This is a genomic window from Actinomyces sp. SKVG-SVH-4(1) (assembly GCF_048514265.1).
Taxonomy (GTDB): domain Bacteria; phylum Actinomycetota; class Actinomycetes; order Actinomycetales; family Actinomycetaceae; genus Actinomyces; species Actinomyces oris.
Window position 1 is genome coordinate 96,493 of sequence record NZ_JBGEVE010000003.1, and the last position, 18,878, is coordinate 115,370.

Sequence of the window (18,878 nt, forward strand, 5' to 3'; positions counted from 1 at the left end):
CACTGTGGCACAGTGGTGACCGTGACGACCATCGAGCTCTCCAGTGAGCACACCGACGCCGCGGCCCCCTCTCCCAAGGGCGGCAAGCGGATCCTCATGGCCTCCCCGCGCGGCTACTGCGCCGGCGTGGACCGCGCCGTCGACGCCGTGGAGCAGGCCCTGGCCCACTACGGGGCGCCGATCTACGTGCGCAAGGAGATCGTCCACAACAAGTACGTCGTGGAGACCCTCTCCAAGCGCGGCGCCATCTTCGTCTCCGAGACCGACGAGGTGCCGGTGGGCGCCCGCGTCGTCTTCTCCGCCCACGGTGTCTCCCCGGCGGTCCACGCCGAGGCTGCCGAGCGCCGGCTGGACACGATTGACGCGACCTGCCCGCTGGTGACCAAGGTGCACAAGCAGGCGGTGCGCTTCGCGGACAAGGACTACGACATCATCCTCGTGGGTCACACCGGCCACGAGGAGGTCGAGGGCACCCAGGGCGAGGCCCCCGACCACATCCAGGTCGTCAACGGCCCCCACGAGGTGGACCAGGTCGAGGTGCGCGACCCCTCCAAGGTCGTGTGGATCAGCCAGACCACCCTGAGCGTCGACGAGACCATGGAGACAGTGCGCCTGCTGCGCGAGCGCTTCCCGGAGATGATCGATCCGCCCGGTGAGGACATCTGCTACGCCACCCAGAACCGTCAGGCCGCGGTCAAGAAGATCGCCCCGAGGGTTGACCTCATGATCGTGGTCGGCTCCGGCAACTCCTCGAACTCGGTGCGCCTCAAGGAGGTGGCCCTTGAGGCCGGTGCGGGCGCCGCCCACCGGGTGGACTTCGCCAGCGAGATCGACCCGTCCTGGTTCGACGGCGTCGAGACGGTCGGCCTGACCTCGGGCGCCTCGGTGCCGGAGATCCTGGTGCGCGAGGTGGTGGAGCGCCTGGCCGAGTTCGGGTTCGACGACGTCGAGGAGGTGCGCACCACCACGGAGAAGATCTCCTTCTCTCTGCCCAAGAACCTGCGCGCCGACCTCATGGCGGCCCAGGGGGCCGCTTCGGCTCACAAGCGTCGCGAGCCGGCCGCCGACCACACCTGCTGAGGCTGCGCCGCCAGCCCCTTCCGCACCGGCCGCAGGGCCTTCCATAGGGCCGTCCGCAGGGCCGGCCGTGAGCGTCAGCACACGCCCGGCTGCGTGAGACAGGCCGAAGGTGAACGCCGGGTTGCATACGTGACCATTACCCTCGGTCGGGTGACACATTCTCATGACGAGTCGGCCCCCAGTGGCCCTGCCCCCGCCGCGTCGGGTGGGCGGCCCGCTGCCGACGGCGCCGGCAGCTCCGACACCGCTGACCCTGTGACCTCCGCAGACCCCGTGGGCGCGGGGGTCTCCGGCGCCTCCGGCCAGGTCTCCAACGAGGCCCTGGAGGAGGACGGCGGGCTGCACCGGAGCCTGACCAGCAGGCACATGCAGATGATCGCCATCGGCGGCGCCATCGGCACGGGGCTGTTCGTGGCCTCGGGCGCCACGGTCTCCACGGCCGGCCCGGGCGGCGCCCTGGTGGCCTACGCCGCCATCGGCCTCATGGTGCTGCTGCTCATGCAGTCCCTGGGCGAGATGACGGCGCACATGCCGGTGGCCGGCTCCTTCCAGACCTACGCCACCCGGTTCGTCAGCCCCTCCTTCGGCTTCGCCATGGGCTGGAACTACTGGTTCAACTGGGCGATCACGGTGGCGGCCGAGCTGGTGGCTGCCGGGATCGTCATGGCGTACTGGCTGCCGGGGGTGCCCTCGTGGATCTGGGCGGCGCTGTTCTTGGCCCTGCTGACGACGCTCAACGCCCTGTCGGCCCGCGCCTTCGGGGAGGGGGAGTTCTGGCTGTCGGCCATCAAGGTGGTCACGGTCATCGTCTTCCTGGTCGCGGGCGTGGCGATGATCGCCGGCATCATCGGCGGCAAGCCGGCGGGCTTCGGCAACTGGACCACCGGAGACGCGCCCTTCCACGGCGGGATGCTGGCGATCGTGTCGGTGTTCATGGTGGCCGGGTTCTCCTTCCAGGGCACCGAGCTGGTGGGCGTGGCTGCCGGCGAGGCCCGCAACCCGCGCCGGGACGTGCCCAAGGCGATCCACACGGTGTTCTGGCGGATCATGATCTTCTACATCGGGGCGATCACGGTTGTCGGCTTCCTGGTTCCGTACACCGACCCCAACCTGCTGCGCTCGGATACCTCCGACATCTCCTACTCGCCCTTCACCCTGGTCTTCGAACGGGCGGGGATCGGGATCGCGGCCGCCATCATGAACGCGGTCATCCTCACCGCCGTGCTCAGCGCCGGGAACTCGGGCCTGTATGCCTCGACCCGCATGCTGCACTCGATGGCCCTGCAGGGCCAGGCACCGGCTTGGTTCTCCTACGTCAACCGTCACGGGGTCCCGGTGCGGGCCCTGGGGGCGACGGCGCTGGTGGGGGCGGCCGGCTTCCTGACCGCCGTGGTGGGACAGGACACCGCCTACACGTGGCTGCTCAACGTCTCCGCCCTGTGCGGCTTCATCGTGTGGCTGGGGATCGCCGTGTGCCACTTCCGCTTCCGGCGCGCCTACCTGCTCCAGGGCAATGACCCGGCCGACCTGCCCTACCAGGCGCCCTGGTTCCCGCTGGGGCCGGTCCTGGCCTTCACCCTGTGCGCCCTGGTGATCCTGGGCCAGAACTACGAGGCGATCTTCAAGGGCCAGCTGGTGGAGGTGCTCTCCTCCTACATCGGCCTGCCGGTCTTCGGGGCCATCTGGCTGGGGCACCGCCTGGTGACCGGGTCGCGCGTCGTGCGCCTGGAGGAGGCCGACGTCTCCGGCGCCGTCGTTCGCGAGCGCAGCTGAGCCTGGCTGAGCCCCGCGTCCGCTGGGCTCGCCCCCTTGTACCCCATGACCGACGTCGGGGCACCGATCATCTGACCGGTGCCCCGACGTCGACTTGTGCTGGAACCTGCACGAGGCTGGTGCTGCTGTGGGCTGGGCGCCTACAGCAGGGACTGGACCCGCACCGTGACCTGAGGCGCGCTCTGCTCCCCGACGTCGGAGGAGTCGGAGCCCTCCTGGGCCTCGGAGGGGGCGCCCGACTCGCCCGTCCGGGACAGGGATCGGATGATGGTCTCCTGGACGTCGCGCACGATGTCCTTGACGGGCCGCGAGCCATCGATGCCGATCTCGATGACGGCCTGGCGCGAGCCCTCCTCGACGATCACTCCGAAGCGGGCCTGTTGAGAATCCTGCTGGCGCATGCGGCTACCGAGCGCCCTTAACGTGCTGCCGATCCCCGGCTCGATTCCTCGAACGCCGGGGACAGCAGTGACCAGGTGGGTCAGCTCGGCCGCTGAGAGACTAGTCGTCATCGTGGAGATCCTCGATGTGGACGTTGACGGTTGGGGACACCCCAAGGTTCTCATGGCAGGCGGCCCGAACGGCGTCGCGCACCTGCTGGCCGAGCTGCGGCAGGCTGTCCACGCTGAGGTGGGCGGAGATCCGGCAGGAGATGGTCTGAGGAACCCCCAGGCCACGGTGGCCCCCGCTCGAGGGCGCGTGCTCGAAGGTCGAGCGCAGGGCGCGCGCCCCGGGCACGCCGTCCACGGTGCGTCGGATGAGCGCCCGCAGCGAGAACTCGGACATGCTGTACGGCCCCAGGTCGGTGGCGGGCATCTCCACCTGGGCGCCGTGACGGGTCTCGGCGAGGATGGCGTCCATCAGGTGGCGCTTGGGCATGACCGAGGCGCTCGCCTGAGACTCCAGCCGGTCCCACTCCTCGTGCAGGGATGCGATCAGACGCTGGTACTCGCGCGTGTCGGTGTCGTCCTGCTCATGAGACCGGGCGAAGGACTTGGAGGCCGACGCCGTCGCGCGTCGGACGCTGTGTGAGAGCTGGTTGACGGTGCTCATGCCCACTCCTTCATCTGGCGCATGACGAGAGAACGGGCACGTGCCAGCCTCCCTCGGACGGTGGACTCGGTCAGGTTCAGGGCCTGGGCGATCTCCTCGTAGGACATGTCGTCGACCTCTCGGAGCACCCAGACGATGCGCAGCTCAGGCTGCACGGAGGCCAACAGGTCAGCCAGCGCCTCGATCTGGGCGTTGACCTCACTGGACTCGGCCGGGTCAGCGGTGCTGCTCGACGTCGTCTCCGCCATGGCGCTCGCGGTCTCTAGGTCCTCGGCGTCGTAGGCGTCGGTGGCCCGGCGCTGACGCTTGCGCGCCATGCTGGTGGCTTTGTTGGTGCAGATCCGCATGAGCCAGCCTCGGAAGGCGGCGGGCTCCCTGACGAGGTGAAGACTGCGCCAGGCCTGGATGAGGGTGTCCTGGACGATGTCCTCACTATCGTGACGGTTGCGCACGATCATGTAGGCGGTGCGGAACAGGCGCCCCTGGTAACGCTCGACGAGCTGCTCGAAGGCGTTGATGTCCCCGTCCTGGGCGCGCAGGACCAGGCAGCGGTCCTTGTCTGGCGACGTGCCGGACGAAGCGCTCGGTTGTGCGGCGTGGTCTGGACGCGGGCGAGGCGCCGCCGCGGCCTCGTCCCGCGTCTCACGCACCATCGCCGTTCCCGATGGTCGTGGGCGAGTGCTGCCCCGTGACGGTCTGCGAGACGCTGCGCTTGCTCGTGGAGCGCTCCAGCCCCACCAGGACGTCGACCTGCCGGGGGCGTGTGCCCAGGGACGTGGTCACGTCATCCTCGAGCCGGCCCCTGAGCTCCGCCACGGCCCATGCGATCTCGCAGTCCTGGGACACGGTGGCGTCCGCCTGGACCCACAGGCTGCTGGGGGAACCGGTGACCCATACGGCGCACTGCTCCACCCCGGGAACGTCCTCCGCCCGCTCGGACAGGGCCTGTGACAGGACCTCGGGGGCAACGGTGGCCATGAGGACGCCCTCGGAGTCGCTGAACCTCAGGGGAGAGGCGGCCGCCTTGCGGGGGATCTGCATGGCGAGTAGGACCAACCCGGCGATGACGGCGAGCACGGAGACCAGCGCGGCCATCGGCAGGAGCCAGTGCGCCTGGGCTGCGATGAGGCTGCCGACTCGGTCCTGCGCCGTGGCCAGGTAGGGGGCGGCATCGGGCCAGGACCGACCGGCACTAAGGCCGGAGGCCAGGACCCAGGATGACGCTGCCGCGATGAGAAGCCCGCAGCCGGCCAGGGCCGTCCGGTTGAGGACACCAGAAACTGAACGCATGGTCGTATCTCCTTCAGCTCGTGCGCTTGATCCGCACGCGGCTGCGCGTGATGCCCGCGGGCTGGAGTGTCTCCAGGGCCTCGTCGGTCGTCTTGCGGGCGGCTTCCTGCACCGGCTCGAGGTCGTCCAGGACACTGAGGACGACGACGTCGACCCGGGAGCGACGGGTGGTGACGGTGGCGGAGTGGACGCCGCCGATCTGCTCGACCTGGTTCCTCACCAGGGTGGCCAGGTCACGGCGCCTCACCGCGGTCTGGCCCGGGACGGTGTCGGGCAGGAGCGTGACGCGCTCGGGCAGCCCCGGCCACAGGGCCGCGAGGATCATGGCCAGGGCGCAGGCGGCGGCGATCCCGGCGGCGGCGAGCACCGCGACGGAGCCGAGGGCGGTGGAGCCAATGGTGTCGAGCGTGGTGACTGTGCGGTCCGGCCAGGTGCCGGTGACAATCCGGTGCCCCGTCAGCCAGGCCCCCAGGCCTCCGGCCGTGAGCAGCAGCAGTGCCAGGAGGACACTGGGGGTGCTGCGCGAGGGGCGACGAATGAGTTTCGGGACGGGTGTTCTCATTTCAGGCTCTTCCTGACGTGGCTGCTCGGATTGAGCCAGGAGATCTCGATGGTGATCTTGCCGACGCTCAGCCCGGTGAGGTGCTCGACGCGGCCGCGCACGTGGGCGCGCAGATCGTCGACGGTGGAGGACAGTGGCGTGGGAAAGACCAGGCCGAGGTCCAGGTGGAGGACGGCGACCTGCCCGTAGAGCTCGCACTGGGCCTCGGGTCGGGAGGCGAAGTTGCGGCGGGCGCCAATTCCCAGGAGTCCCCCGGCGTTCGAGCCGACGTTGCCGGTCTCATAGGCGGCCTGGGCGGCGATCTGGGCGACGACCTTGGCCGGAATGGTGGTGGTGCCGCGCTGCTCCCAGGAGGACGCCTCGTCCTGGGCGGGTCCCGGCTGTGTGATGGCGGGCTGGGTGGCGGTCGCCATCGTCACTTCTTTCGCCGATCCAGGATGCTGTGGACATCGACCCGGCCCTCCAGGTAGAGGCCCACCCCCAGTCCGGCCGCGCCGCACAGGGCCACCAGGACGAAGTCGGCGAAGGAGCCGAAGGCGAGAATGGTGCCAAGGAACAGGCCCACCAGGAGGGCCAGGTACGTTGTCTTCATTGAGAGCTCCTCAGATCAGGGCGTCAGGATGGGTCACTTGAGGTCGGCGGCCTCGGAGCTGCCGGAGTCGTCGTCGGGCAGGTGGACGTCGGTGACGTTGATGTTGACCTCGACGACCTCCAGGCCGGTGGTGCCCTCGATCTGCTCGATGATGTTGCGGCGGATGGCGTCGGAGACCTCGACGATGGAGACACCGTACTCAACGACCACCGTGACCTCGACGGCGGCCTGGGTCTCGCCCTTCTGGACGCTGATGCCGCCGGCGACGTTGGTCTGGGCGTTGGGGATGCGGTCGGTCACGGCGCTGAAGGCGCGGCGAACGGCGTTGCCCATGTCGTAGACGCCGGGCACCTCACGAGCAGCCATACCGGCGATCTTGGCGACGACGTTCTCCTCGATGGTGGTCACGCCGTGCGAGGTCTGGAGGGGGCCGCGGGGGGTCTTGTCCTCCTCGGCCTGCTCGTTGCGCTCGCGCTGCTGACCGGTCTGGGGGATGGCGTTGTTGCTCATAGGAGCCTCTTTCGTTGATCCGTGAATGGACAGTGACGGGATGTGTAGTGCGCGGCTCAGCAACTGGTCCGTCACGGCGCCGTTGTGGCTGCCGTGGCCGGCTCGTATGAGTGGCCGACGTGACTGACTGGTGTTGCTGCCCGTCTTGATTGCCGCGCTGTAAGGAGGACGCCGCAGGCGGGGGAATCCTCACGGCCCCAACCCATGGCTTGCGTCACAAAAGTCGAAGCGGGTTCTGCGGAGGCGGTGGCTGCCTCCGCAGAACCCGCTTCAGGGTGCTGACGTGTCACTTGCGGCCGGTGACGCCCAGGTAGACGGAGATCGCAACGATGGCGGCGACGAGGGACAGGGCCCAGCGGATCCAGTCGATCCCGTCGGTGTGGGCGACGCCGAAGAGGCTGGCGACTGCGCCTCCGACGAGTGCGCCCACGGCGCCCAGCACGATGGTCCACAGGATCGAGATGTTCTGCTCGCCCCGCATGACGAGGCGGGCGAGGGCGCCGAGCACGGCGCCGGCGATGATCATTCCGATGAATGACAGCATGGTGTCTTCCTCCGAGAAGGTCCGATGAGGGGAGGCATCCGCCCATCGGGTATGGAAACGTTCTGGCAGCGTGTCAGCCGGTCATGAGACGGCAGGCAACGCTGCCTGATAGACGCCATGGAAGCGTCAATCGTCACGGGCCGGGAGTGTGGCATGCGTTACGTCGTGGAGGCGGGGTGCCCGTCGGCGGTGAGCTCGGGTGCGGTGAAGGTGCGCACCTGGGCGGCGTCGGCACTGATGAGCATGGGGGAGTCCACCTGCTCCCCGAGGGTCTCCAGGGAGCGGGCGGTCACCAGGAGCCGATTCTCCATGGAGCCGACTGCCTTGTTGTAGGCGGTGACGCTGCGCCGCAGCGCTCCACCGAGGGCGTCGAGGTGACCGGCGACGGTCCCCAGCCGCTCGTAGAGGGTGCGACCGAGCTCGAGCAGCTCGCGGGCGTCGTCGTTGACGGCGGTGCGAGCCCAGGCCGTGGCGCAGGTGCGCAGCAGGGTCAGCAGCGACACGGGTGAGGCCAGGGCGACGCCGCGCCCCAGCGCGTGCTCCAGGAGCGCGGGGTCCGCCTCCAGGGCGGCCGAGAGCACCGCCTCCGCCGGGACGAAGAGGACCACGAGCTCGGGGGAGTCCCCCAGGGCCCGGTCGTAGCGGCGCGCGGCGAGCTGGTCGACGTGCCCGCGCAGCGCCCTGGCATGAGCCTCCAGAAGCTGTCTGCGCCGCTGCTCGTCCTCGGGCCCGGTGCCCTGGACGGTGGTGGCCGCCAGGTAGGAGTCCATGGGCGCCTTGGCGTCCACGGCCAGGTAGCCCTCCCCGGGCAGGTGGACGACGACGTCCGGACGGGAGCGGCCTGCAGCCCCCTCACCGGCGGCCGAGCCCACTGAACCCACTGAGCCCACTGTGCCCACTGCGTCCGGTGCGCCGGCCGAGCCACCGCGCCGCTGGACCAGCGCCCCGATGGTGCGCTGCTCGGAGAAGTCCACGTGCCGCATCATCCCGGAGGCCTCCAGGACCCGGGCCAGCTCGACCTCACCCCACATGCCGCGTGCCGAGCGTGAGCGCAGCGCCCCCTCCAAGGATGCCGTGGAGCGGGCCAGGTCCTGCTCGCGCAGGGCGGTGGCCCTCAGCTGCTCGGCCAGGGCCGCGTGCTGCTCGGCCCGCTGCTTCTCCAAGGACTCCACCCGGGCCCCCACCTGCTCCAGCTGGCTGCGCACGGGTGCGAGCGCCCGCAGCACGGAGCCGTCCCGTTCGGCGCGCTCCTCGGCCACCTGGGTGCGTGAGGACAGCTCCTCGGCCCGGGCCTGCCACTGGGCGGCCTGCGCCCGCAGCTCGGCCACCTGCTCGCCCTCGGACTGGTGCGTGGTGGTGCGCCGGGCGAGTGCGCCGAGGTAGCCGATGACCGCGCCGATCGCCAGACCGACGAGGAGCAGCAGGATGGGAAGCAGGACCGCTGAGGAGCTCATGAACCGATGGTGCCCGTTAGGTACGACATCTATTCGGAGCCCTTAATCCCCATGGAGCCCCGCCGGCGCAGATCGCCCCGCCTCGCTGGTTCGGCCGGCCCGTCCGCCCGCCGAACGGACCGGCCCTGCCCTGACCCGCCGATCCGGCCCACCGGTCCTGTTCTGCTGAGCCTGCCCACCGGCCCGCTGCTGCGGCGTCGTCGTTGGGCATATTTCTCCCGGGCGTGCGGAAATCGACCGTTCGGACCTGGGGCGACAGTCCTGCTTCCTGCCCGATCCTGCCTACGGCGGAGGGGAGGAGACCAAGAGCACGGTCCTTCTGCGACTCCTGGATGATGGGTATCTGGGCAGGTGGTGCCATGCTTATCGGACGTGAGCCTCTTGCGCAGCATCCCGCTGACCAGCCTGCGAACGATCGCAGTCGTGCTGGTCCTTGCCGTTCTGACCACCCTTGTCGCCGCGGTCCTTCTGCCGCGAACTGTTCCGGCCACCGCGCGCGCCAGCGGCGCGGACCGGCCCACCCGACTCGCCCGCCCCACGCTGCGCACGGTGCTGCGGGCTGTGGGCCGCTATACGGCGCGCACCGTCATGGTGGGCGTACCGGTGGTGCTCGTCATTGTGCTCGGGGGCCTGCTCATCAACCGGCCCATGCACTATGTGCGCAACGTCGGCGATGTCGTCAAAGCCCTGACCCCTCGCACCCAGGTCACCTCGCGCATCGCGCCCCTGCCGCAGGCCTCCGCCTACGATGCCGTCCCGGCCGCGGCCTGGAAGGCTTCCTTCCACGACGTCGGCGACGGCTCGCAGGAGGCCACCTGGACCGGCCCGGTCAGCGGTATCAAGCTGCCGGTGCGCGTCGTCGTGCCGGCGGGCTACCGGCCCGATGACGGCCGCACCTACAACGTCCTTGAGGGGCTCCACGGCTGGGTCGGCGACCCGCAGTCCCTGGTGACGGGCATCGCCTCACCTCAGCGGCTCCAGGAGGCGATCGACGCCGGCCGTATCCCGCCGTCGATCCTGGTGTTCCCCTCGCTCAACGTGGACGGCGGTCAGCCCGACTGCGTCAACATCGCCGGCCGCCCGGCCGTGGGGACCTGGACCGCGGAGGAGATTCCCCGCATGATCCAGGCGACCTTCCCCAACGTCACCACGCAGCGGGCCGGCTGGATGATTATGGGGATCTCGGCGGGCGCCTACTGCGCGGCCCGGACCGCCTACGACGTCCCGCAGCGCTTCGGCGCGGTGGGGGTCATGTCCTCCTACGACCTGCCCGGTGAGGGCTCGCTGGCGCACAGCGGTAAGACGCTCCAGGCGCAGAACGGGCTGTCCACCATGCTGGGGAAGCGCGAGCCCGACGGCATGCGCTTCTACGTCCTGGGGGCGCAGGACGACTCCTCCGGTGCGGCCCGGGCCGCCTGGCTCATGGATGACGCGGTGCGCAAGCCGGACTCGTTGACGGTCGACACCCCGGCCTCGGGCGGGCACTCCTGGACCCTGTGGAACAACTACTTCCCGTCGCTGCTGACCTGGTGGGGCTCAGACCCGGCGGTGTTCAAGGCGGCCGGTGTCACGGCGCCCCAAGGGGATACGTGGGCCAAGGCCACCGCCGCCGGCGTGAAGCCCCTGTCGGAGACGCCCAAGGACCAGCGCGTGGTAGGGTCGGTCTCGCCGGTGCGCGCCATGCCTTTCGAGATCAACGGCCTGGGCACGATCATCGTGGCCGTGGTCGCCTCGCTGGGGGCATTGGGGACGGTCATGTTCTGGTCGCCCCGCTGGGGCCGACGGCGTGACGGCGGTAGGCGGTCGGTGGCGCGGCTGGGCGGTGCGATCCTGGGGCGGGTCGTGGTGATCCTGGTGGCTGCGGGCCTGGTCGCGGTGACGGCCGGAATCGGGGCCAACGCCAGCGGCGGCTTCTACACCTCGTGGCGTGATCTGCGGGCCTCGGTCCGGGTGAACGAGAGAGCCGGTAAGTAAGCGGGGTTGCCGACGGCGTGGCTCGGCCTGGGGGCGCCGTCGGGGCGCACAGTGTCACAGGGGCCGTCTAAACTCTCCTGCGTGGCACTTACCATCGGAATCGTCGGACTGCCCAACGTCGGCAAGTCCACCCTGTTCAATGCTCTGACCCGCGCGACCGTCCTGGCCGCCAACTACCCGTTCGCGACCATTGAGCCGAACGTGGGGGTTGTGCCTCTGCCGGATGCGCGCCTGGACAAGCTCGCCGAGCTGTTCCACTCCGCGAGGGTGGTGCCGGCGACGGTCTCCTTCGTGGACATCGCCGGGATCGTGCGTGGCGCCAGCGAGGGCGAGGGGCTGGGCAACCAGTTCCTGGCCAACATCCGTGAGGCGGACGCCATCTGCATGGTGACGCGCGCCTTCGAGGACCCGGACGTGGTCCACGTGGATGGGAAGGTGGAGCCGGCCGGGGACATTGAGACGATCAGCACCGAGCTGGTGCTGGCGGACATGCAGACCCTGGAGAAGGCGATCCCGCGCCTGGAGAAGGAGGTGCGGGGCAAGAAGACGGAGCCGGTGGTGCTGGAGACGGCGCAGGCGGCCCTCAAGGTCCTGGAGGAGGGGACCCTGCTGTCCGCCGGGGCCGAGGCTGCCGGGATCGACGCGGAGGTGCTCAAGACCTTCCAACTCATGACCACCAAGCCGTTCATCTACGTGTTCAACATGGACGACGCCGGAATGAGCGACGAGGCCCGCCAGGCCGAGCTGCGCGAGCTGGTGGCGCCGGCAGAGGCGATCTTCTTGGACGCCCAGTTCGAGGCCGAGCTGGTGGAGCTGGAGCCCGAGGAGGCGGCGGAGATGCTGCACGACAACGGGCAGGAGGAGTCCGGCCTGGACAAGCTGGCCCGGGTTGGTTTCGACACCCTGGGGCTGCAGACGTACCTGACGGCGGGGGAGAAGGAGTCCCGCGCGTGGACGATCCGCAAGGGCGCGACGGCGCCCCAGGCGGCGGGCGTCATCCACACGGACTTCGAGCGCGGCTTTATCAAGGCTGAGATCGTGAGTTACGATGACCTGGTCCAGTACGGCAGCGTTGCCGAAGCCCGCGCTCACGGCCGAGTGCGCATGGAAGGAAAGGACTACGTCATGGCAGACGGTGATGTCGTGGAGTTTAGGTTTAATGTTTGATTAATGATGTGGGTAGATGAGTATTTTCCGCCCGTCTGCAATTCGATTAGGTGAACTGAAGTGATTTACTGAACAAATGTGCAGGCTTCTGCGGCCATCATTGACGGAATTCAATGCCCGATTCGAGTCTAGGATGGTCGAAGTGAGTTTCTTGACTTTAAATTAAGCATGCAGTTGACAAGATTATTTTGAAAGTGCTTCAACTTAAATTGCAAGGAGACTATTTTGCCATCCACTAGTATTTGGGTGAAGAGAAAATGGTGTTACGCCCCAAGGACAGCTGAAGGGGTGATGGTGGCTATTGCCAAGTTAGGGGTTCATAATTCAAAACATAGATTCGCTTGGCGAGGGCTCTCAAATTGCGACTACGAACTCACGTCATCGTTGCACAGAAGTTTAGAAAAGGGAGGAGAAACCTGCATCACGGAGGAGAAGATTAGAGAAAAAGAGAAGGATGTGCTCAAAAAGGCGAGAGACTGGGGGTTGGGAATTGAGGGCGGAAACATGGTTGACGATCTACAACTCTTAGCCGATTTGCAGCACTTTGGGGTTCCGACTCGATTGATAGATGTTACAAGTAATCCTATGACCGCGCTTTGGTTTGCTTGTAGATCAAGCGGACGTGAGGGAAACGATAGAAGTGGTGTCCTTATAGCCCTAAATATAGCTGCGTGGTACAAAGAAGGTAAGTCTGCTTTTCGTACTGTTGGGGACCCTGGTATCACCAAAGGAGATTTGGGTGCGCAACTTCGTGCTGGCCTGAGTTTGAAAACTCCATTCATCGTGAGTTCAGATGTTCAGAACCCAAGATTAAGGGCTCAAGATGGGTATTTTGTAGCGTGCCGTCATCCGAGTGAGCCGACAAACCCTTTAACTAGTTTGAATGTGAAATTTTCGAACCCCAACATAGACATTTCAAAATATTTCAAAGCAGATCGAGGAGTAGGTAGGCGGCCAACGATTCCTTACTTTGCTATTATAATTCCTTCTGGCGCAAAAAAAGACCTTCGATCCCATCTTCAAAACACCTTCAATCGGAGCCGAAAATCACTATTTCCAGATTATCAGGGGTTTTCTGATTATGTTAAAGAAGAGTTGTTTCGTTAAACTATATGACGTTTATCGCCCGTCTGTGACGAATGTCGATTCATGTCTGCGATGCTTAAATTCGAAGTAATCACATAAGTTGAAGCCAATCTTGTCTACTTGGAGTTTTTTGGCGAGGAAGTGCTTTTTTGTGACTTAGATAAATGTGGTTTCAGGAATCGATGAAGTAGGTGTGTGAATGACTTTCGATGGTCCTATTTGTTAGATTCTGTATATGTTCAGAATCTTGGGTGCTGGTGGGAATTTATAAACTTCATGGTATCCTGGTCGTGTAATAATTTTACTACTCTGCCCTGTCATTATATGCCTGGAGGTTGAAATGAGTGTTCCCGTCCAAGTGGTTCTTGACGTTCCTGCTGACATCGCTATTGGTATTGCGAATGGGACTCTGGTTCGTGTCGGGAGTGTCGTTCGTGATGGGGCGGGTCATATAGTCAAACATCTCAGCGAGGCAGGGCCTCGACCGGATGGTGATCTTGTTCGCGTGGGCGAGGTCGCCAGGAGTCTTTCGCGTTCAAAACTTGGGAAGACAATTGTTGTTGGTGGTGTTCTGCTGGTCGGGTTGTTTGCTGTCAAAAGTTGGAAGCGTCGGCGTTGTCTCGATAGTCTCAATGCCTCGCTGTATTCGTATTTATCGGCGGTGCAAGAGGGTGAGCTGACGGTGAAACAGATTGATGATCTATCCGATAATATCGAGCAGGTTAAGAAAATTTCGCCCAAAACGTCGGTGCTGATTGCCGAGCAGATCATTGATCTTGTCGAGGAATTTACTTTGAGACTCGCGAATGCGAATTCACTTGTCTGGGAACCTATCCAAGAGGGAGATATTGAGTCTATCGATAGAATGTGTCGTTCCCTTGATGCTCAGCGTCAGATTTTCGGCACTGCAGCCTGATAGATGTCTTGATTTAGTACATGTATGGGGTCAATTTGCGTTACATCAATTTACATTATATCAACTTCTGTCTGACTGATAATCGTTGGTGCTCCTGTGCTTCACTTGCCGTGCGAGCCATGTAGAGCCTGAGGTGTCCTCGGGTGCGCTACTCAATGACTACTTTATCTGTCGCGTATTTGTTTTCTCGAAGACTTGTATGTCCGTCTTAGGGGTGGATTAGTTCGGGTGTGTGCGGTATCCATCGTTGGCTTGTCAGAAATGCGCTTTCGTGACGTAATCTATACCCTTAGATCGAATAGTTAGACTGAGTTGGTATTTTTTTGGAGTCTGGATATCGCAGCCGAGATGGACAGGTGAAGTACAAAACTGATTCAGTGGACTTCATAGAACACTCTTTGACGATCAGCGGGCTCGCCGTCGGTAGGTCACAGCGATCGCCGCTGATCGCACGGCTGCCGGAGCCGCGCGATCCGCCGCCGTCGCCCGGCTCAGGACGATGCCACGACCGGCTGGCCCTCGCTGGGCTGGACCACCACGAAGCCCGGGCCGTGGAAGGCCAGCTGGAAGGACTCGCCCGAGCCGCGGCCAATGAGGGAGCCCATCTTGAAGGTGTTCTTGATCTGCGGCTGCAGGTTCGCCGACCAGCAGATCGCCGCCTGCGGGTCAACGAAGGTCGGCTGCTGCGAGTTGGCCAGACGCGCCAGCATCCCGTTATCGGGACCAGGTACCGTTTCATCCTTCGGTGGTGTCTGGTCTGAGCCCGATAAGATTAGGTAGGATATGAGGCTTTTTCGGTGCACATCGTCTCTGACTCAGCATCGGTTCTGCGGGCCTTCGTGCTTCTTCCCGGCGGCGGCGTTGATGGCTTCAGAAAGCTCTTTGTACGCAACTGAGGGACCGGCAAGTTTCTCCAAGGTTGCCAGGCCGATGGAGTCTTGGCCAAGGTCCTCTACCGTCTGCCTGGGAAGGACGTGGAAGCGCCATTGGGACGCCAGTAGAGGGTTGTACTCCTCGTGTGTGTGTGCCGTCTGGATGGCGAAGACGTACGCGTCAGCGTTGTAGGTGGGAGTCCGTATTAACCCGCCTTCTGTGGTCCATATGCGGCTGCGAAGCCCTGTGAACTGAATCGTTTAGAGCTTGTACTGGTCCCATGCCTGGAGATAGGCGGAGGTCTTGACCTCGATCGTGGTCCCGTCCGGCGCCAGAACATCGTAAGGATCCTACTCGATCCGCAGTCCGATCGAACCGATCGCCTTCGCCACCAGGAACTCAGCCAGGTAACCGCGGGCATTGTTCATCCGAAGATTGGACAGCGCGAAGCGCCAGAGATCCACCACCGTCGCATCCGTTCCGGCCACCACCTCCTCACCCGAAAGCGGCGTGGGCTTGGGGGCGCAGATCGGCGGGGGAGTCGTCATGGGGTCAGTGTCTCAACAGGAAGGCTGACCGGCTGCTACCGCGAGTCTCGAGCGATGGGTTGCGGATATCGGTTGTTGGCAGGGGGTTGTGCCAGCGATACGTGAGGGGAGGAGGAACCCGCTTCCGACCCGCGGCCGTGTGTCGCTCATCGCGTAGACTCGGCGCATGGAGACTCTAGATGTCGACCGAGTGAGGCTGGACGCGCTGTGTCGTCGTTTCGGGGTCGCACGTCTCGATGTCTTCGGGTCGGTCGCTCGTGGTGAAGCCGGTCCAGGAAGCGATGTTGATCTTCTCTACGAGCTTGCTCAGGGACGATCGCTCGGTTGGGAGATCGAGGACCTGTCGCAGAATCTTGCCGACCTGTTCGGGCGCCCCGTCGACTTGGTGCCGCGGCGGGCCCTGCACCCGCTGATCCGTGACCAGGTCCTTGCAGATGCGGAGCCTTTTTATGCCGCGGCCTGAGTATCTCTATCTGAGGGAGTCCCGGTCGGTGGGGATCTCGAGGACGACTGGGTGAAGGCTGACACTCTGTCCTGGAACTTCACCATCCTCGGAGAGGCAGCTGCGAAGTTGCCTGAGGAGTTTCGTGCAGGTCATCCGGGAATCGTCTAGCGGCGGCCCATCGGCTTACGCAACCGAGTCGTGCACGGATACTGGTCAATCGACGTCGACATTCTGGTGACGACGGCACGCAACGATCTTCCTGAACTTGGCCAGCAACTTGACGTCCTGCTATCCGGCATGGAGCCGTAACGAAGCGCAAAGCCGGAAGTCGGCCGCCCGCTCCGTCGTCGTCGCCTGGCTCAGGAGGACGCTACGACCGGCTGGCTTTCGCTGGGCTGGACCACCACGAAGCCCGGGCCGTGGAAGGCCAGCTGGAAGGACTCGCCCGAGCCGCGGCCAATGAGGGAGCCCATCTTGAAGGTGTTCTTGATCTGCGGCTGCAGGTTCGCCGACCAGCAGATCGCCGCCTGCGGGTCAACGAAGGTCTGCTGCTGGGAGCAGTCCAGGAGCATTGGCGGCCCGTCGGAGGGCGGGGTCTTCGTCTCATTCACTCGCGCTGTCTGGCTGTCGATATTCCAGTAGAGGAAAAGACTCCGCGACCGAGTTTCGTATACGATATTGTCCTGGGTGAGCACCTTCTTCACGGACGTCGCGTGAGCGACGAGCAGATCCAGGCTTGGACTGACGAAGCTGAGGCTGGCTACGACCTTCAGCAGCTGCCCCGTCCGACTCCTGGGTGGCCCCCAGTCGGGCGGGGGCCCGGCACGGTTGTCACTGTCCGCCTCGACGAGGAACTTCTTGCCGCATTGCTGAAGCGTGCCGCTGATGAGGGGATTACAAACCGCTCGGAGGCCGTGCGAACGGCGGTCAAGCAAAGGGCTCATGCCGCTGCCTAATATCCATCGGTCTGCCCGCAAGCACTATGCGAAGGGCCATCTCGGCGATGAGGATCTGCGGCACGCTTACGGACATGTGCTGAACTCGCGCCGCTGGATGATCTGGGCAGCTGGCCGGCGAGCGGCCCAGGCGTCTGAAGGGCGATTCTAGGTTGTCGCAACCGTTGTCCACTCCGAGCTTGCTGAACCATATGACTAGCAGCATCGCCATATCTCTCAGTTCAGGCTACGATGGTCGTCATAGCGAACGGAGGAACATGTCGGGCTACAGGATCGACCGTCAGGTGACGGAGTTCGGAGAGCACGTGCGCGGGTGGCGCATGGTGCTCGGCCTGACCGCGCAGCAGGTCTCCGAGCGAGCGGGCATCACCCGCGACACCTTGCGCAAGATCGAGTCGGGCAACCCCAACGTCAGCTTCAACAGCGTCACCCAGGTGCTCCGCGCCCTGGGCATCCTCGACCAGCTCGTCGACGCGGCAGATCCTCTGGCCAGCGACATCGGCCGCCTCCGCGCCGGCCGCCTCACCAGAAAGCGCGCCCGATGACCACGATCGAGATCGTCTCCGATGTCAACGGCTCCCACCGCCTGGTCGGCCAAGCGCATGTCACCCGATCGCGCGGCGGGGTCTCCACCACCTTTCTCTACGACCCCACCTACCTCGCCGACGGTGGGATGAACATCGACCCAGCCTTGAGCCTCGTACCCGGCGCTCAATACCAGTCCGGGCTCATTGGAGCCTTCGCTGACAGCGCGCCTGACCGCTGGGGCCGCAACCTCATCCGCAAGGCCGAACGATCACGAGCCCGCGAAGAGGGACGCGTTCCCCGTCAGCTGGACGACCTCGACTTCCTCCTGGGCGTCAGCGACGACACCCGACAGGGCGCCCTGCGCTTCCGAGCCCCAGGGAGCGACGAGTTCCTGGGAGAGCCCTCGCGCGTCCCGCGGCTCGTCGCTCTGCCCGAGCTTCTGCACGCCAGCGACGAACTGGCCTCCGACGATGACCCCTCCGACGCCGTCAAACGACTTCTCGACACAGGGACGACGGGCCTCGGCGGTGCGCGGCCCAAGGCCTCGGTCCGGCTCGATGATGGCGGCCTCGCCATTGCGAAGTTCCCTCACTCCAGCGACTCCTGGGACGTCATGGCCTGGGAGGCCACCGCTCTCGACCTGCTTGAAACCGCGGGCGTTCGCATACCCCAGCACCAGCTCACCCAGGTGGGCAATCGAAGCATCCTCATCCTGCGGAGATTCGACAGAACCCGTGAGGGTGGACGTATCGGCTATATCAGTGCCATGACGGCCACTGGATCGTCCGACGGAGACCAGAAGGACTACGCCGACCTCGCCGAGGCCATTCGCGATCTCTCTCGCTCACCTGTCCAAGACCTCCATGAGTTCTACGACCGAATCATCGCGAGCATCGCCCTCGGCAACACTGACGACCACCTGCGCAACCACGGGTTCCTTGCCGACCGAGGGCTCTGGAGACTCAGCCCCGTCTTCGACGTCAACCCGAACCCCGACCCCAGCCGGCCCCGAGCGACGTCGATCATGGGAGCAGACGCGATGCCCGACGAGATCGACGGGCTCCTGGCTATTGCAAACGACTACCGGCTCACTCAATCGGAGGCGCGGGAGCGGATCGGACGCATCACTGCGTCCCTGTCAGGATGGCGGGGCCAGGCGCGGGCGAACCGAGTCCCCGAGCGTGAAATCACCATGATGGCGGAGTCCATCGAGCCTCGCCTGGAAGCCCTCACCCGAGCCGCGCATGCCAAGGATTGAAACGGCGTCTCGTGAGTAGAAATGTTGGAATCACGCGGTTCGCGGGTGCCGTCTCAGATCTGTTCAGGTCTTTGCCTTAGATGTGGGCATCGTCTGGCTGAATCGCCGCTGGCAACGCTTGAGGGGGCTTCCCTGAGGCTCTGCCGGGTCCACCTGGGCTCGATCTCCGCCAGCTCACCTTGCCGGAGGTGAACGTCGGTCACGCATGTATAGTGAAGTATCTGGGCTTCACTGCCAGCGGCTCCAGCAACTCTTGCCACCATCCGAGG

24 protein-coding genes are annotated in these 18,878 nt (G+C 65.1%); 11 read left to right on the plus strand and 13 right to left on the minus strand.

Annotated features, from left to right (window positions below):
* The first annotated feature begins 12 nt into the window (after window positions 1-12).
* Together AB7V09_RS03785 and AB7V09_RS03790 are read left to right on the plus strand one after the other, a co-directional pair.
* Entirely contained in the window at window positions 13-1,080 is a 1,068-nt protein-coding gene (locus AB7V09_RS03785; RefSeq protein ID WP_419142969.1) for a 4-hydroxy-3-methylbut-2-enyl diphosphate reductase, read from the plus strand.
* A 150-nt stretch (window positions 1,081-1,230) separates the two neighbouring features.
* Window positions 1,231-2,853 carry an amino acid permease gene (locus AB7V09_RS03790; RefSeq protein WP_419142970.1) on the plus strand — a complete coding sequence of 541 codons (1,623 nt, stop codon included), beginning with the start codon at window positions 1,231-1,233 and terminating at the stop codon, window positions 2,851-2,853.
* 140 nt (window positions 2,854-2,993) lie between these two features.
* Here the strand turns inward: AB7V09_RS03790 and AB7V09_RS03795 are convergent, their stop codons facing one another.
* The 10 genes from AB7V09_RS03795 to AB7V09_RS03840 all read right to left on the minus strand — a co-directional run bounded on the left by AB7V09_RS03795 (window position 2,994) and on the right by AB7V09_RS03840 (window position 8,858).
* Window positions 2,994-3,365: a transcriptional regulator gene (locus AB7V09_RS03795; RefSeq protein ID WP_419142971.1), complete on the minus strand. Its 372-nt coding sequence runs from the start codon at window positions 3,363-3,365 to the stop codon at window positions 2,994-2,996.
* Entirely contained in the window at window positions 3,355-3,906 is a 552-nt protein-coding gene (locus AB7V09_RS03800) for an Asp23/Gls24 family envelope stress response protein (protein WP_419142972.1), read from the minus strand. Before AB7V09_RS03800 ends, AB7V09_RS03795 begins: the two co-directional genes overlap by 11 nt.
* A complete protein-coding gene (locus tag AB7V09_RS03805) occupies window positions 3,903-4,559 on the minus strand; it encodes an RNA polymerase sigma factor (RefSeq protein ID WP_419142973.1) in 657 nt (218 codons plus the stop codon). Before AB7V09_RS03805 ends, AB7V09_RS03800 begins: the two co-directional genes overlap by 4 nt.
* On the minus strand, window positions 4,549-5,196 hold the full coding sequence (locus tag AB7V09_RS03810; protein ID WP_419142974.1) for a hypothetical protein: 648 nt from the start codon (window positions 5,194-5,196) through the stop codon (window positions 4,549-4,551). Before AB7V09_RS03810 ends, AB7V09_RS03805 begins: the two co-directional genes overlap by 11 nt.
* A 13-nt stretch (window positions 5,197-5,209) precedes the next feature.
* Window positions 5,210-5,758: a DUF6286 domain-containing protein gene (locus AB7V09_RS03815; protein ID WP_141407277.1), complete on the minus strand. Its 549-nt coding sequence runs from the start codon at window positions 5,756-5,758 to the stop codon at window positions 5,210-5,212.
* Window positions 5,755-6,171 carry an Asp23/Gls24 family envelope stress response protein gene (locus AB7V09_RS03820; protein WP_009406016.1) on the minus strand — a complete coding sequence of 139 codons (417 nt, stop codon included), beginning with the start codon at window positions 6,169-6,171 and terminating at the stop codon, window positions 5,755-5,757. Before AB7V09_RS03820 ends, AB7V09_RS03815 begins: the two co-directional genes overlap by 4 nt.
* A 2-nt stretch (window positions 6,172-6,173) precedes the next feature.
* On the minus strand, window positions 6,174-6,350 hold the full coding sequence (locus tag AB7V09_RS03825) for a hypothetical protein (protein ID WP_003789010.1): 177 nt from the start codon (window positions 6,348-6,350) through the stop codon (window positions 6,174-6,176).
* 33 nt (window positions 6,351-6,383) lie between these two features.
* Window positions 6,384-6,860, minus strand: coding sequence for an Asp23/Gls24 family envelope stress response protein (locus AB7V09_RS03830; protein WP_009406062.1), 477 nt, complete (start codon window positions 6,858-6,860; stop codon window positions 6,384-6,386).
* Between the two features lie 286 nt (window positions 6,861-7,146).
* Window positions 7,147-7,404 (minus strand): GlsB/YeaQ/YmgE family stress response membrane protein, encoded by a 258-nt coding sequence (locus AB7V09_RS03835; RefSeq protein WP_075414783.1) that lies wholly within the window; start codon window positions 7,402-7,404, stop codon window positions 7,147-7,149.
* Window positions 7,405-7,562: 158 nt separating this feature from the next.
* On the minus strand, window positions 7,563-8,858 hold the full coding sequence (locus AB7V09_RS03840; protein ID WP_279012353.1) for a DNA recombination protein RmuC: 1,296 nt from the start codon (window positions 8,856-8,858) through the stop codon (window positions 7,563-7,565).
* A gap of 372 nt (window positions 8,859-9,230) precedes the next feature.
* Between AB7V09_RS03840 and AB7V09_RS03845 the strand changes: the two genes are divergently transcribed.
* From AB7V09_RS03845 to AB7V09_RS03860, 4 genes are all read left to right on the plus strand, one after another.
* Complete coding sequence (locus tag AB7V09_RS03845; protein ID WP_419142975.1) at window positions 9,231-10,832, plus strand: alpha/beta hydrolase; 1,602 nt, start codon at window positions 9,231-9,233, stop codon at window positions 10,830-10,832.
* 81 nt (window positions 10,833-10,913) lie between these two features.
* On the plus strand, window positions 10,914-11,999 hold the full coding sequence (ychF, locus tag AB7V09_RS03850) for a redox-regulated ATPase YchF (RefSeq protein ID WP_065361938.1): 1,086 nt from the start codon (window positions 10,914-10,916) through the stop codon (window positions 11,997-11,999).
* A gap of 294 nt (window positions 12,000-12,293) precedes the next feature.
* Window positions 12,294-13,106: an FRG domain-containing protein gene (locus AB7V09_RS03855; RefSeq protein WP_419142976.1), complete on the plus strand. Its 813-nt coding sequence runs from the start codon at window positions 12,294-12,296 to the stop codon at window positions 13,104-13,106.
* Between the two features lie 319 nt (window positions 13,107-13,425).
* Complete coding sequence (locus AB7V09_RS03860; RefSeq protein ID WP_419142977.1) at window positions 13,426-14,001, plus strand: hypothetical protein; 576 nt, start codon at window positions 13,426-13,428, stop codon at window positions 13,999-14,001.
* 491 nt (window positions 14,002-14,492) lie between these two features.
* On the opposite strand, the gene AB7V09_RS03865 is transcribed toward AB7V09_RS03860, so the two are convergent.
* Both AB7V09_RS03865 and AB7V09_RS03870 read right to left on the minus strand, forming a co-directional pair.
* Entirely contained in the window at window positions 14,493-14,711 is a 219-nt protein-coding gene (locus tag AB7V09_RS03865; RefSeq protein ID WP_419142978.1) for an AIM24 family protein, read from the minus strand.
* A gap of 513 nt (window positions 14,712-15,224) precedes the next feature.
* Entirely contained in the window at window positions 15,225-15,422 is a 198-nt protein-coding gene (locus AB7V09_RS03870) for a hypothetical protein (RefSeq protein ID WP_419142979.1), read from the minus strand.
* Window positions 15,423-15,588: 166 nt separating this feature from the next.
* Between AB7V09_RS03870 and AB7V09_RS03875 the strand changes: the two genes are divergently transcribed.
* The gene (locus tag AB7V09_RS03875; RefSeq protein ID WP_419142980.1) at window positions 15,589-15,885 is read left to right on the plus strand and encodes a nucleotidyltransferase family protein; all 297 of its coding nucleotides are present in this window, start codon (window positions 15,589-15,591) and stop codon (window positions 15,883-15,885) included.
* Window positions 15,886-16,044: 159 nt separating this feature from the next.
* The gene (locus AB7V09_RS03880; protein ID WP_419143058.1) at window positions 16,045-16,176 is read left to right on the plus strand and encodes a DUF86 domain-containing protein; all 132 of its coding nucleotides are present in this window, start codon (window positions 16,045-16,047) and stop codon (window positions 16,174-16,176) included.
* 50 nt (window positions 16,177-16,226) lie between these two features.
* Here the strand turns inward: AB7V09_RS03880 and AB7V09_RS03885 are convergent, their stop codons facing one another.
* Window positions 16,227-16,478 carry an AIM24 family protein gene (locus tag AB7V09_RS03885; RefSeq protein ID WP_419142981.1) on the minus strand — a complete coding sequence of 84 codons (252 nt, stop codon included), beginning with the start codon at window positions 16,476-16,478 and terminating at the stop codon, window positions 16,227-16,229.
* Between the two features lie 102 nt (window positions 16,479-16,580).
* Between AB7V09_RS03885 and AB7V09_RS03890 the strand changes: the two genes are divergently transcribed.
* The 3 genes from AB7V09_RS03890 (at window position 16,581) to AB7V09_RS03900 (ending at window position 18,609) form a co-directional block, all read left to right on the plus strand.
* Entirely contained in the window at window positions 16,581-16,823 is a 243-nt protein-coding gene (locus AB7V09_RS03890) for a ribbon-helix-helix protein, CopG family (protein WP_419142982.1), read from the plus strand.
* Window positions 16,824-17,080: 257 nt separating this feature from the next.
* Window positions 17,081-17,368 (plus strand): helix-turn-helix domain-containing protein, encoded by a 288-nt coding sequence (locus AB7V09_RS03895; RefSeq protein WP_070512789.1) that lies wholly within the window; start codon window positions 17,081-17,083, stop codon window positions 17,366-17,368.
* Complete coding sequence (locus AB7V09_RS03900) at window positions 17,365-18,609, plus strand: type II toxin-antitoxin system HipA family toxin (RefSeq protein ID WP_419142983.1); 1,245 nt, start codon at window positions 17,365-17,367, stop codon at window positions 18,607-18,609. Before AB7V09_RS03895 ends, AB7V09_RS03900 begins: the two co-directional genes overlap by 4 nt.
* The last annotated feature ends 269 nt before the right edge of the window (window positions 18,610-18,878 follow it).

Coding starts and splice junctions, on each gene's coding strand:
- AB7V09_RS03840 (WP_279012353.1), bottom strand. CDS start 8,858: ATGAGCTCCTCAGCGGTCCTGCTTCCCATCCTGCTGCTCCTCGTCGGT.
- AB7V09_RS03820 (WP_009406016.1), bottom strand. CDS start 6,171: ATGGCGACCGCCACCCAGCCCGCCATCACACAGCCGGGACCCGCCCAG.
- AB7V09_RS03810 (WP_419142974.1), bottom strand. CDS start 5,196: ATGCGTTCAGTTTCTGGTGTCCTCAACCGGACGGCCCTGGCCGGCTGC.
- AB7V09_RS03835 (WP_075414783.1), bottom strand. CDS start 7,404: ATGCTGTCATTCATCGGAATGATCATCGCCGGCGCCGTGCTCGGCGCC.
- AB7V09_RS03815 (WP_141407277.1), bottom strand. CDS start 5,758: ATGAGAACACCCGTCCCGAAACTCATTCGTCGCCCCTCGCGCAGCACC.
- AB7V09_RS03860 (WP_419142977.1), top strand. CDS start 13,426: ATGAGTGTTCCCGTCCAAGTGGTTCTTGACGTTCCTGCTGACATCGCT.
- AB7V09_RS03830 (WP_009406062.1), bottom strand. CDS start 6,860: ATGAGCAACAACGCCATCCCCCAGACCGGTCAGCAGCGCGAGCGCAAC.
- AB7V09_RS03805 (WP_419142973.1), bottom strand. CDS start 4,559: ATGGTGCGTGAGACGCGGGACGAGGCCGCGGCGGCGCCTCGCCCGCGT.
- AB7V09_RS03795 (WP_419142971.1), bottom strand. CDS start 3,365: ATGACGACTAGTCTCTCAGCGGCCGAGCTGACCCACCTGGTCACTGCT.
- AB7V09_RS03825 (WP_003789010.1), bottom strand. CDS start 6,350: ATGAAGACAACGTACCTGGCCCTCCTGGTGGGCCTGTTCCTTGGCACC.
- AB7V09_RS03800 (WP_419142972.1), bottom strand. CDS start 3,906: ATGAGCACCGTCAACCAGCTCTCACACAGCGTCCGACGCGCGACGGCG.
- AB7V09_RS03900 (WP_419142983.1), top strand. CDS start 17,365: ATGACCACGATCGAGATCGTCTCCGATGTCAACGGCTCCCACCGCCTG.
- AB7V09_RS03865 (WP_419142978.1), bottom strand. CDS start 14,711: ATGCTGGCGCGTCTGGCCAACTCGCAGCAGCCGACCTTCGTTGACCCG.
- AB7V09_RS03895 (WP_070512789.1), top strand. CDS start 17,081: ATGTCGGGCTACAGGATCGACCGTCAGGTGACGGAGTTCGGAGAGCAC.
- AB7V09_RS03875 (WP_419142980.1), top strand. CDS start 15,589: ATGGAGACTCTAGATGTCGACCGAGTGAGGCTGGACGCGCTGTGTCGT.
- AB7V09_RS03870 (WP_419142979.1), bottom strand. CDS start 15,422: ATGACGACTCCCCCGCCGATCTGCGCCCCCAAGCCCACGCCGCTTTCG.